Raw genomic sequence first — 12,802 nt, 5'->3', positions numbered from 1 at the left:
CCCTCCCTGGATCCAGTGGGACACTACCGCGCCTGGCGAAATGCCGCCAGTGAACTTTCCAGCAGGTTCATCTCGGCAAGCGAAAGGAGGAACGCGAGCGTGGACTCGGCCCCCTGGTTGCGGTTGATCCGATCCTCCTGGAGACCGTCGCAACAGCCGCCCGACCCGGGGTCGTACAGCTCCAGGCCGAGGTCATTGCGACCGAGGAACCATTCGAAGGAGGAGCGGGCCTCATTCACCCAGTGCGGTTCCTGGGTGGCTCGGTACGCCTCCAGACAGGCGGCGACCGTCGCGGCGGCCTCGATCGGCTGCTGGTCGAACCGGGCCGGCGTCTGCCCCTTGCGATAGAAACCGTGACAGCCGATCGCCCGAAAATGGCCTTGCGGAGCGCGCTGGACTTCGACGAGCCAGGTCAAGGCCCGCAGGCCGATCTCCAAGGCACGCGGATTACCGCCATCGCGGCCGACGGCAATCAGGGCGTGCGGCAGGCGGGCATTGTCGTAGGCCAGGATCTCTTCGAACCAGGGCCAATCGGGCGTGGCCGTGCGGTCGTACAAGTCAATGAGCAGGGTGGTCAGCGCGTCGCGGATCTGGCCGGTGAAGCGATCGCCGCTGAACCGCTGGAGATACTCGTGAATGCCCAGCAAGCCGAACGCCCAGGCTCGAGGCGAGGTCATCTCCGGCAACGGGGGGAGCGCCAGCTCGAAGTACGAGGCCGCCCAGGCGGGCAAGTCCGACCGGTGCGACCGGCCGACGCAGACGCCCAGCGCCCAGACGGCCCGCCCGTGGGAATCCTCCGACCCCACCTTCTCAAGCCAATGGCGGTCGAAGCTCATGAAGTTGCGGAACCGTTTCCGCTCATGATCGAAGGCCGCCTGAAGAAAGGCCGCCGTGGTGGTGGCGATCCGCCTGACCTCCAACCCGTCGTGGCCGAGCTCGCCCAGCAGCACGGTCAGCAACAAGGCCCGCGCATTATCGTCGGTGCAGTACCCCTCGGCAAAATTGGGGATCGTGTAGGTGGCATGCTGGAACATCCCGGTCGAGTCGGTCATCCGCGAGAGGTGGTCGAGCCGCCAGAGCGGCCGCTCGGACTGCTGCTCGGCCAGCGTCCGGACCGCCAGCGGCCGGAAGGGCTGATCCTGACGCCCGTGGCGCGCCCGCTGGAATGCGTCCATGTAGTGGTGGGCGGAACGCGTCCAGATCATCTCCCGGCCTAAATCATAAGCATTTTTGCACATTTCAAGGCGACGAGGCTCGTCACGCAGCAACGCGCAGATCTCCCGCGCCAGCGCCTGCGAGTCGGCGAACGGCACGATCACCCCACGGCCCTCGGCCAGCAGTTCTTCGGCATGCCAGTACGGCGTCGAGACGATCGCCTTGCCGCAGCCGAACGAGTAGGCTAGCGTGCCCGAGGTGATCTGCGCAGGATTGAGGTACGGAGTCACGTAGATATCGGCCGCGCGAATGAACTTGGTCAACTGGTTGAGTTCAACGAATCGGTTGTAAAAGATCACATGATTCTTGATACCCAGGTCGCGTGCCAAACGCTCCAGACTCAGTCGATACCGTTCGCCGTGCTCGCGGACCAGGTCCGGATGGGTCGCTCCCAGGACAATGTAAACGAAGTTGGGGAACTGCTTGAGGATCTCGGGCACGGCCCGGAGCATATGCTCGATCCCCTTGTTGGGCGAGAGCAGTCCGAACGTGAGCGCCACCAGCCGACCCTCAACGCCGAACTGGTCCTTATAGGGGTTCGGGTCGACGAACGGCGTGTCGGGAATGCCGTGCGCGATCAGGTCGATCTTGGCCTCGGGGATGCCGTAGATTTCCTGGAGAAAGGTGCGGGCACGCTCGGTCATCACCACGACGCGAGCGGACAGATTCACCAGTCGCATCAAGACGCGACGCTGGTCGCCGTCGGGTTCGCGGAGCACGGTGTGCAAGGTGGTCACAACCGGCATCCGCAGGTCCCGCAGCAGGCCGAGGATATGGCTGCCGGCCGGGCCGCCGAAGATCCCGTACTCGTGCTGGAGGCAGACGACGTCCGTGTTCGCGAAATTCAGGAAGTCGGCCGCCCTCAGGTAGCTGTCCAGGTCCTGCTCATCGATCTCGAAGCGGACCTCGGGCGGATAGTCGTACCCCTCGGGGCGGTCGTTGACCGGCACCACGAAGCACTCGGCGTCCGGAAACTGGGTCGCCACCGAGGCATGCATGTCATGTGTAAACGTAGCGATTCCGCACTTACGAGGGAGATAATCACCGACGAACGCAATCTTCTTGATATCGGAGTCGCGCATGGAAGAGGGGGCTCATAATGGGCCGGCCCGGGCTCGCTCCGGGAGATCGTTCGGGGAGAGCCCGTAGACTCTTCCACCCCCCCACGATACCACACCTCGACCCCGTCCGCTCTCCAAATAAAACGGCCACGCCATGATCGCAACAAAGGTGGACGTGGTCCTCCTTTGGATTTCGTGCAGGCCAGAGGGTGCCACGGCCATCCATCAGAAAATCAAGAAGGACAACGATCAGCAGATCAAACCAACTTACCTAGCCATATCGCCTAAAAACAATAAAAACAAGTGCCCGCCTTATCCAGGCAGGATCTCACAGGACTCAACAGGAGGACTTGAGTGCATTGCAAACAACAACCGCTGGAGACTTGAGAAAAGCCATGCCCGTGAGAACCTTCAAGAACATGACTTTCCTGATGGGCAACCGAAGCGTTTTGCAAGCCTGGGACGCCCTCGGCCCCGATGGCACTCGCAACGAACGCAGGGCTCGGCTACCTCGGCTTCAGATCCCGGTCTCTCCGCCCCGAATCGTGCGTTTTCTCCGGGCGAGCACTTCATCGAGTTCGGTTTTCTCTCGGGGCGGGACGAAGACCCTCATGACTTCCCCTAACTTGCCACCGTCGATGAACTCGCGCACGGCCTTCGCCTCTTCGCCTTCGAATCGGATCGGGTTCTTCCCCGGATCGCCGACCATCGAGATGAGAACGATATCCTCTTGCTCGACGACAAATTGAGCGATGTTCTCGATATTGATCGTGCGCTTGCCGATTCTGATCCAGGCCATGGTCACGGATCCTCTCGCCCCAGGAGAACGACCCGCCCGAGCCTTCAACACCGGACAAGAACAGACGAATCGAACGGGAATTCAAACACGCGGTGGAGGGGAGTGTAACGCGCGGGGACCTGGTGAACAAGGAGGCAGTAGCGGCGGGGACCACTCGGCCACGACGGTCGCTCGCCCGGTCCCCTTGCGGTCGACGAGCGCGATCCCCAGGGCCTCGTCTTGAATCGTCGCCAACATCAGATTCAGGCCGATGATCAGATACCAGCTCCACGGGTAAAGGTCACGGGTTGGCTCCTGCTCCTGCCCGCCTCCTCCGCCTAAGCCAAGCAGAGGCTTGAGCATCAGAAGCGATCCCAGGCTCAGAAAATAGAGGCTGAACGCCATCGTGTGCCCATTGGCGACACCCCCGAAACCGCCGAGAACGGAGAACGGGAGTTCGGCCAACCCCACGATCAGGAACACGATCCAGTCGGCGTCGCCGCGCTGAAACCGCGCCGACGCCGCGCGCGAACCGGCCTGGTCATCGCACAGCGCCCCGATCCGGCCCACGAACCCGACGGCCAGCAGGAAAAGCAAGGACGCATGCCGTTCCTGGAACACGATCAGCGGAGCGAGGAAGTTCACCCAGCCTTTGCCCCAAAGCGGAGTCGCCAGAGAGGGGACTCCGCCCCCGAACCCAAGCCACTGCCAGTCAAAGGCAGTCAAAAAGATCAGGGTGAGCGCCAACCCACCGACGAACCCGGGAACGACCAACCGATACAGGCTCGTGCGTGCCCCCGTCACCAAGGCATAAGCAGGCAGCACGATCAGCAGGAGTGGCACCGTGAGTTGCTGCGCCCAGACGGCCAGCACCGCCAGGATCAACGCGAGCGAGCCGGTCCAGGGATTTTGCCCGCCGCCGCCCCGGACCATCAGCACAACGGCCAAGACCGCCAGGGCCAGCGCAGGCGAATCGGCGTGCACCTCGGTCGGGCTGAATCGCAACGCGCGGAAGTTGGTCGTCAAGAGCACGAACGCGATGAACAGCAAGAGCGATCCCAGACGGGGCCGGCTCCGCCTCTGGTCCTCGTCTTGGTCCTGGTCCCACTCCCGTCCGCCAAGGCGTTCCTCGTTACGGAGCAGGAGCCAGGCCGCCGGCCCGTAGTAATAGCACAGGCTCAAGCCGCGGGTCACCAGAATCTGGAAGCCCGAATGGCCCAAGAAAACCACAGGCCAATAGGCCAGCGTTGAGACCGGCCCATCGATCATGTCACCGAGCGGTCCCACCGGAGTCGGGTAAGAGAGGCCGTATCCGTACGACAGGCCCATCGCGGCCGCCAAACTCTCTTTGCTCCAGAAGCTCGATCTCGCTTGAAAGGTGAGGCTCACCACCCAGTGCCAGGCCACGGTGCAACCGAGGAACGGAAGCGCCGCAATCCCGAGCCGTTCCCAGATCGGTCGGTCGGTCGAGCGGCGGCCGTACAAGATCCCCAACCCGACGAAAAACAGACACGTCAAGAAGAAGAGAACCTGTGTAATCGACAACTTACTTTCTCTCAAAAAAAATAAAATATGTCTGTTTTCCAAGAATTCAACTGAATTTTGATGCGTTAAAATCCCGACTTCGACCGCATCGCGTCTGCGGCCCGGTTTTGGACCGTGGCATCGGCTCTCACCTAGTCGCGCCGGAATCGCGTTCGAAGCAAGCCCAATTCGGCAGCTCGGCCAGGTCCGTCTTGTGAAAGTCCTTCAAATAGGTCATCGCCCCAACGCGGGCCTGCCCCGCGGCGTTCTGGGGATAGCAGACGAGCCGGGTGCGGGGCGGAATGTGTCGGAAGAAGTGGTCGGAGCTCGTCATGATTCCGGAATAGGCTCGACCGTTGATCCCGTCTTCGGTGTGGTAGAGCATCCCCTCGGCGGCAAGGTGGGCTTCCGGATTGCAGGGGAAGTAAACCTCCCCGGGATGGGCGCGGATGAACCGCTCGGCCACGACGGAGTCTTGCCAGGCCCCCTTGCGGTGGATGAGCGCGTTCCCCAGAGTCTCGACCTCAAACGTGGCCAACATCAGGCTCAGACCGATGACCAGATACCAAACCCCGTAGGTTGGCCTCGGTTCCGTCTCACGTCCCGAGCCGACCAGCGGCTTGAGCATCAAGAGGGTTCCCAACGTCAAAAAATAAAAACTAAACGACATACTATTTTCATTACCGCCTTCTCCGAAGTAGCCCATGATGGAGAACGGAAGCTCAGCCAGCCCCGCAATCAGAAACAGAATCCAACCGCGATCGCGCCGTTCCCCCCCTGCGCTCGGCAGCGCAATCCGGGCCAGTCCACCGACCGCAAACAGGAAGAACAAGGGCGCGTGCTTTTCCTGGAGCACGACCAGCGGATAGAGGAAGTCCACCAACGTTTTGGCTCGAAACCGATGGCGGCCCGGAACCACCACGATATTCAAGAGGAGACTAGTCGGGTCGAAAACGTAGAAGAGGACCAAAGTAATCGCCAACCCGCCCACGATCCCGGGGAGCAGAGAACGGAACGGGTTTTTGAGCGCCCCCGTCGCCAAGGCATAAGCGGGCAGCACGACAAGTAGGAGCGGGATCGTGAGTTGCTTGGACCAGACGGCCAGGACCGCCAGGATCAACGCAAGCGAGCAAGTCCTGGGATTCCGTCCGCCCCCGCCCCGAACCATCAGCGCGACCGCCAAGGCCGCCAGGGCCAGTGTCGGCGCATCGGCATGCACTTCCGTCGCGCTGTAGCGCAAGCCGTGCGAGTTGGTCGCCAAAAGAACAAAGGTCAAGAAGAGCAGGACTTCGCCCAGGCCGGGCCACCCCTTGCGCCCCTCGTCACTTCGGAGCAGGAGCCAGGCCGCCGGCCCATGGTAATAGACGAGGCTGAGGCCGCGGGCCACCAAGAGCTGGCCGCCCGCGTTGCTCAGCAAGGCCGCCGGCAAGTAGGCCACCGCAGAGATCGGCCCATAAATCCAGCCGTTGATCGGCCCTTCCGTGGCCGGATAATAGAGCCTGTATCCGTGCAGCAGGCCAATCGCGGGCGCCAGTCGCATTCCGTTCCAGAAGCTTGCCATCGACTGAAAGGCAATGCTCACGACCCAATGCCAGACGACCGTACCGCCAAGGAACGGGAGCGCCGCAACCCCGAGCCGCTCCCAGATCGGCCGGCCGATCGAGCCGCGATAGAGCAGGCCCCCCCACCCTATGGCCACCAGATTCGTCAAGACAAAGAGAGCCTGTGTCATCGACAACGGAAACTCTCCTCACTCACTCACACACACTTCCCTGAGGCGAACTCACAATCCAGGGCCACCCGGACCGAGTGTGAGTCCCCGCTTTCGTTCCGCGTCGACACGACACAAACGAACACGACCAATTCGCAAGAGCGAACCAAGCCGAAGCGAAGTCGCAACCGAGCTTGCACCAATAGAATTCCAAGTTCGAGAACACAATACAAGCCTTCTTGGTCTGTAGCCCGCGTCAGACATCATCAACACTCGACAGCCTGGCGTTCCATTGCACGACGACCACCCTGCCTGCGAGCGACCGAGTTGCAAGTCCTCCGCGGGTTCAAACAATTGATGAAGCCAGAGCCGGTGGCGCTTCCCGCCGTGCCGGCTCATTCGCCAGGTTGTGCCTGAAGGTGGCTCCCGACACTTCACCAGGGCAGTGTCTCTCCGAGGTGGGAATAGCCGCCGGACGGCCCGTCGGCGGGCAGGGTCGCCAACAGCACGCTCGTCTTGCCCCCCTCGGAGACTTCCATCGGGGCCGCCGAGCCGCCCATGTCCGTCTTCACCCAGCCGGGATGGGCGGAGTTCACCTTGATCGGCGTCTCACGCAGCTCATGGGCCAGGTGGACGGTGAACGCGTTGAGAGCCGTCTTCGAAGCGTCGTAGGCGAACCCCTTCATGCCGTAGATCGGTGATTTCGGGTCGGAGTGAAACGTCAGCGACCCGAGGATGCTCGAGAGGTTGACGATCCGCCCGGCGGTTGACTTCCGGATGAGCGGTAGCAGCGTCTGCGTGAGTGCGACGACACTGAAAAAGTTGGTCTCAAACGTCTTCTGAAGAATCTCGGGCGTCACCGTGGACGTGGAGTTAAACCCGCCTTGGGCCACAAATTTGACTTCGTCGAGCATGACACCCGCATTGTTCACCAGGATGTCGAGCTTGCCGTGGTGTTCCTCAAGGTATCGGGCGATCTCCTGGTGATCCTCCGGCTTGGTCACGTCGAACCGGACGGCCTCGACGTTCTCGATCCCTTCGGCACGGAGCGTCTCGGCGGCGGCGCGTCCCTTCGCCTCGTCGCGACTGCCGATGACGACGGCGATCCCCAACTGCCCAAGCCCCCGAGCCGTCTCCAGCCCGATCCCCTTGTTCGCCCCGGTGATGAACGCGACTTTGGCTTGCGATGACATGGCGATGCTCCTCATTCTTGAAGGTCGGAACGCGATTCCGTGGCAGGCTTCGGATCGTGCCGGCCCTCTTGACCGGCAGGTTTTACCTGCATATACAGATAATATGGAAGACGTCAACCAGCCGATCCTCGGGAAGCCTCAACCGACCGTGACGCCATGCCTCTGCGCGGCGCTGCGGCAGGCCGCCCGCGCCGTGACCCGGATCTACGACGCGGAACTCCGGGAGACCGGCCTGCGATCCACCCAGCACTCGTTGCTCAGGCTGCTCGACCGGGTGGGCGAGATACGTCAAGGCGATTTGGGCGAGATGGCGTCTCTCGACGCGACGACCCTGACCCGCAGCCTCCGCCCCCTCGAGAAGCGCGGTTGGGTGACAATCCGCGCCGGAGCCGACCGCAGGGAGAAGCTGGTCGCGATCACCGTGGCGGGGAAAGCAAAGGTCGAGCAGGCCCGCCCGGCCTGGTTAATGGCCCAGGAACGGATGCGACGCACCCTCCCGGACGGAACCTGGAACGCCCTGTTCGCGGCGTTGCCGGACGTCACGAAAGCCGCCTCGACAACCCTCGCTTCGTTACCAAGTTAACGCAACATGTCAACCCGTACGGTCAAAAACACACAAACTCACTAAAACACTTCGACGACTCTATTAAAGATCAAAAAAGCAAGACACGCATTTCGCAATTCCGCATTGACGAGTTCGGCGACCACGGCCAGAATTCGCGGTGGCTCGCCCTTGCCGGCCGTCTGGTCGCGAGCTCGGGTGAAAACGAATCCCTCCAGCGGTTTACCGTCGGGTGGCGCACGGAAATCTTGGGTGCAATCCGCGCGACACGCCGATGGAACACGTCTTCACAAAGACAGGGAGCGATCCGCTCCCCGCTCGCCTTTCAGGCGAGCGAAAATCGCTGTCGCAAAGCGAGGGGCTCTTGGACATCGGTTCCGAGGCTCACGCAATCATGAATCGGTCGCCGCCATCTGAGATCGCTTGTTTTGGATGTCGTCTCCAAGGCGTGATTCCCGATATCCAGTGGCAGGCGGAAGGACACGGCGGTGTTCGAGTGGACCCGCTGCCTTGCCGCAACTTCCCATCACGATCTCTCGCGAGTCACCGAACGATGAGCCAGAAATCCCGCGCCTTTCGCCCGGCGGCGAACAGCCTCGAATCCCGGATCACGATGAGTGCGACGACCGTCCGGCCGCTGGTCCAGCCAGAAGTGACCAGCCTCGCGACCGAAAATCGCCTTTCCGCGACCTCGGGGACGTTGACCGGAAGATATCTTGCCACCGACCAGGATAATCGAGCAGCGGATGCCCCACTGCAAGTCAACCTCAACGGCGCGGGGAAAATTCAAGGGCTGGGCCGTAGCACCATGACCGGCACGCTCAATTTCGGCGGGTTTCGGCTGCCGAACCAGCCGGATATCCAAGGCACCGTCAAGATCAGCAACGCCAAGGGGAGCATCACCGTTCAACTGACAGGATCGGGGGGCAACGGCCAGATCCCCAATGCGCGGTTCGCCCTGCACGCCTCGATCGTGAGTGGGACGGGCGCCTACAGCAACCTCCGGGGGATCGGCACGGCCAACGCCCTGTTCGGTAAGAATACCGCTCGGTCGATCACGACCCCCAGCCCGATTGGCGGCAGTTTGACCCTCACCTTGAATCTGAAGCCGCCGATTCGATAAGCCTTAAGCGGGGACCTCTCGCCTTGCGGAGAGGGACCCGCGAATGGCGCGGGCTCTCAATCCGAACGGGTTCGGCGTTCGTTCCATTCGGCGGAGTCGAGAATTCGAAGCGACCCGTCATCGAGGAGTTCCATCCCAGTGGCAACCTGGATCGAGCGCTCGACTTGCCGGATTGAGCCCGTCATGGCCTTGGGCACATTCCAGAGGTGGGCCGTGTTCTCCTGGCCGCCCGAGAGCACGGTGCGGCCGTCGGGGCTGAACACCACGAACCAGACCTGGTTCTCGTGGTGGAACGCCGGGCCGATCGGCTTCCCCGTGGCCGCTTCCCAGAGCCGGGCCGTGCGGTCGTAACTGCCGGTGAGCACGGTCTTCCCATCCCGGCTGATCGAGAGGGCCCGGAGGGTTCCATCGTGCCGCAGAGGCGGGGTGATCGGCACGCCCGTCGCCGCGTCCCAGAGCCGGGCCATGCGGTCCCAGCCGCCTGTGATCACGATCCGGCCGTCGGGGCTGAAGGCGGCGACCGAGACCGGGCCGTCGTGCTGAAGCGGGAGGACGTGCATCTTGCCCGAGGCGGTGTCCCAGAGGCGTGCCTTCATGTCGTCGCTCCCCGTCAGCAGGGTCTTGCCGTCGGGGCTGAACGTCACGGCCATGACCCTGCCCCGGTGCTGGAAGGGGGGACCGACCGGTTGCTTGCGGAGGGTGTCCCAGAGCCGGGCCGTCTTGTCGTCGCTGCCGGTCGCGATGTACCGGCCGTCGGGGCTGTACGCCACGGCCCTGACCCACGCCTCGTGGCGTAACGGAGCTCCGAGCGGCTCGCCCGACTTGGCCGACCAGAGCCGGGCCGTCTTGTCTTCGCTCCCGGTCAGCACGGTGTCCCCCTTCGGGCTGAACGCCACGGTCTGGACCCGGTCCTCGTGACGGAGCGGAGCCCCGATCGGCTCACCCGTCACGGCGTCCCAGAGCCGCGCGGTGTGATCGAAGCTGCCGGTCAAAACCGTGCGGCCGTCGGGACTGAACGCGATCGATTCGACCTCCTCGCTGTGGACCAGCGGCGCCCCGATCGGCGCGCCGGTCGCCGCATCCCAGAGCCGCGCGGTGTGGTCCTGGCTTGCGGACAGAATCGTCCGGCCGTCGGGGCTGAAAAGCACCGCACGGATGAATCCGTCATGAGAAAACGAACGGCCAAAGGGGGTCGCAACCTCGGAGATCAGGACCGTTCTGTCGAAACCGGCGGTCAACACATTGCGGCCGTCCGGGCTGAACGCCACCGACGAGACTGTGTGCCGATGTCGGATCGGCGGGCCGATGGGATCGCCGGAGGCGGTGTCCCAGATCCGGGCGATGCCGTCGAAGGAGCCGGTCAGGATTCGCTTGCCGTCGGGACTGAAGATCGCGTTGTGGACGCAATGCTGGTGCCGCAGTGGATGGCCGATTGGCCGGCCGCTCGCGAAGTCCCAGAGGCGGGCCGTGCGGTCATAGCAACCCGTCAAGATCGTCCGGCCGTCGGGACTGTACGCCACCGATGAGACCCAGTCCCGGTGGCTCAGGGGGTGGCCGACCGGGCTCCCGGTGGCGGCGTCCCAGAGCCTTGCCGTCTTGTCCCAACTGCCGGTCATGACGGTCCGGCCGTCGGGGCTGAACGCCACCGACGTGATCAAATTCCCATGGATCATCGGCTGGCCGATCGGCTCACCGGTCGACAGGTCCCAGAGCCGCGCGGTCTTGTCGGTGCTTCCCGTCACCGCAACCCGGCCGTCCGGGCTGAACGCCACGCCGAGCACCGCCTCGGTTTGATAGAACTCCGGACCCGCCGGTTCGCCGGTCCTGACACTCCAAAGCCGGACGCCCCCATCGTCGCAGCCGGTCAGGAGGGTGCGGCCGTCGGGGCTGAACGCCAGCGCCCCGACCTTCATCGGGTGCGGCAACGGAGCGCCGAGGGGGTTGCCCGTGGCGGCGTCGCGGAGCCGGACCGAGCTATCGTCGCCCCCGACCGCGATGGTGCGGCCGTCGGGACGATACGCCACGGCCTGGATCGGGCCGGGGTGCTCGAACCGGACCCGGAGCGGGTGAATTCGCGGCATCCAACCGGAGAGGTTCAACCTGAAGGCACGCTCGAGGTTGGCGTCGTGGGCGAGGCTGGCGCTCTTCAGGCCGCGGACGAGCCAGAGCATTCCTTGGGCCACGTCTCCCTGTTCGGCCAGGGCCTGACCGTGCTCGTACGCCAGGTGGGACGCCTGCTGGTCGACGGCGCGTTGCCGCGTCTGGACCTCGTGCAACGCCTTGCCAAGGTGCGAGGCCGCCCGGTAATGATAAACGGCCAGACTGATCGAGAGGCCGATCGTGGTTGCGAGCGCGGCCGCCGCCAAGCCCAAGGCGATGGCCAGCGGCGTCTTGCGAAGGCACCACCGCCAGACCCGCGCCGGCGCGGAAAGCGGGCGGGCCCGGACGGGTTCAAAGTTCAGGAACCGTTCGAGATCGTCGGCGAGTTCCAGGGCCGTGTGATAGCGCCGCGACACGCTCTTTTCCAGGCACTTCAGACAGATCGTCTCCAGGTCTCGGGGCACGTTCGGCCGCAGCCGGGTCGGCGGCACCGGTTCCTCGTGCAAGACCTGGAGCACGGTCTCCAGCGGCGTCCCCGCCCGAAACGGCGGGCGCCCGGTGAGCATCTCGTAGAGAATCGCCCCCAGACTGTAAATATCGGCCGCCGCCGTCGGCCCCGAATCCAGGCCCGGGCGGACGGCCGGGGTCCGCTGGCGCACGGCCTGCTCGGGCGCCATGTAGCTCGGCGTCCCCAGGAACTGTTCGGTCAGGGTCGGGTACGCTGCCTCGCCGTCGAGCCACTTCGCCAGCCCGAAGTCGGTGATCTTGGGGAGGCCCGAGCCGGTCAGCAACACGTTGGCCGGTTTCAAGTCGCGGTGGATGATCCCGACTCGGTGGGCCGCGTGGATCGCGCCTGCCAGCGTTCCGACCAGCTCCGCCGAGCGGCGGGGCGACTGGGGATTCTCGACGATGAGCTGGGCCAGGCTCTCCCCTTCGACCAACTCCAAGGCCAGGAAGGGCCGCCCGTCGTACTCCCCAACCTCATAAATCTGTACGATGTTCGGGTGCTGGAGCCGGGCGACCGACTCCGCCTCCCGGCGGAAACGGTCGAGTTCCCTGGGGGCGGCGTTGGCGCCTGAGAGAAGCATCTTGAGCGCGACCGGGCGACCGAGTCGGCAGTGGCGGGCCTTGTAGACCACCCCCATACCGCCGCGCCCCAACTCGCCCAGCAGTTCGTAACCGTCCGGGGCCGGCCGGTCGTCGCCGACTTCAGGGCTCCCCGGCGGCTCGGATCTCGAAGAACTCTCGCCAAAGAAGAGGCCGGCCGGGGGGTCGCTCTTCAGGGAGTGGAGAAAGCCGGTGTCAACGTCGACGTTGCGGTCGCCCCGAACTCGGGAACGCCCGAGCCGTGGCAGCCGGCGCCCGGGCTGGACGGCCGTGTCGGTCAGTCGTTCCAGAGACTCCTGACAGAGTGAACATCCCTCGACATGATCTGCGATCGAATGATCTTGCGCTTCGCCCAGTTGGTCGGCCAGCAGCTCGCGGAGTTGTTCCGACGATGGGCAAGTCTTAAACATTTCAAAAGTCCCCGGCCC

At 64.0% G+C, this 12,802-nt stretch carries 8 protein-coding genes; 2 read left to right on the top strand and 6 right to left on the bottom strand.

The features are described from left to right. Positions 1–23 precede the first annotated feature (23 nt). From BUS42_RS26220 to BUS42_RS26200, 5 genes are all read right to left on the bottom strand, one after another. Positions 24–2,297 (bottom strand): glycosyltransferase family 4 protein, encoded by a 2,274-nt coding sequence (locus BUS42_RS26220; protein ID WP_074311972.1) that lies wholly within the window; start codon positions 2,295–2,297, stop codon positions 24–26. A gap of 496 nt (positions 2,298–2,793) precedes the next feature. Continuing rightward, positions 2,794–3,075 (bottom strand): hypothetical protein, encoded by a 282-nt coding sequence (locus BUS42_RS26215; RefSeq protein ID WP_074311970.1) that lies wholly within the window; start codon positions 3,073–3,075, stop codon positions 2,794–2,796. 81 nt (positions 3,076–3,156) lie between these two features. Continuing rightward, entirely contained in the window at positions 3,157–4,599 is a 1,443-nt protein-coding gene (locus BUS42_RS26210) for a hypothetical protein (RefSeq protein ID WP_254053807.1), read from the bottom strand. A 127-nt stretch (positions 4,600–4,726) separates the two neighbouring features. Next, complete coding sequence (locus BUS42_RS26205) at positions 4,727–6,310, bottom strand: hypothetical protein (protein WP_083671077.1); 1,584 nt, start codon at positions 6,308–6,310, stop codon at positions 4,727–4,729. A gap of 413 nt (positions 6,311–6,723) precedes the next feature. Next, positions 6,724–7,482 (bottom strand): SDR family oxidoreductase, encoded by a 759-nt coding sequence (locus tag BUS42_RS26200; protein WP_074311966.1) that lies wholly within the window; start codon positions 7,480–7,482, stop codon positions 6,724–6,726. 103 nt (positions 7,483–7,585) lie between these two features. On the opposite strand from BUS42_RS26200, the gene BUS42_RS26195 reads away from it, so the two are divergent. After that, the gene (locus BUS42_RS26195) at positions 7,586–8,065 is read left to right on the top strand and encodes a MarR family winged helix-turn-helix transcriptional regulator (RefSeq protein WP_074315333.1); all 480 of its coding nucleotides are present in this window, start codon (positions 7,586–7,588) and stop codon (positions 8,063–8,065) included. 532 nt (positions 8,066–8,597) lie between these two features. Next, entirely contained in the window at positions 8,598–9,167 is a 570-nt protein-coding gene (locus BUS42_RS26190) for a hypothetical protein (protein ID WP_074311964.1), read from the top strand. A 56-nt stretch (positions 9,168–9,223) separates the two neighbouring features. Here BUS42_RS26190 and BUS42_RS26185 read toward each other — a convergent pair whose 3' ends face one another. Then, a complete protein-coding gene (locus BUS42_RS26185; protein WP_074311962.1) occupies positions 9,224–12,784 on the bottom strand; it encodes a WD40 repeat domain-containing serine/threonine protein kinase in 3,561 nt (1,186 codons plus the stop codon). Between the last annotated feature and the right edge of the window lie 18 nt (positions 12,785–12,802).

The organism is Singulisphaera sp. GP187, from assembly GCF_900129635.1.
GTDB lineage: Bacteria > Planctomycetota > Planctomycetia > Isosphaerales > Isosphaeraceae > Singulisphaera.
The sequence above is the reverse complement of the archived record's forward strand: the minus strand, read 5'-3'. Positions and strand labels throughout refer to the sequence as shown.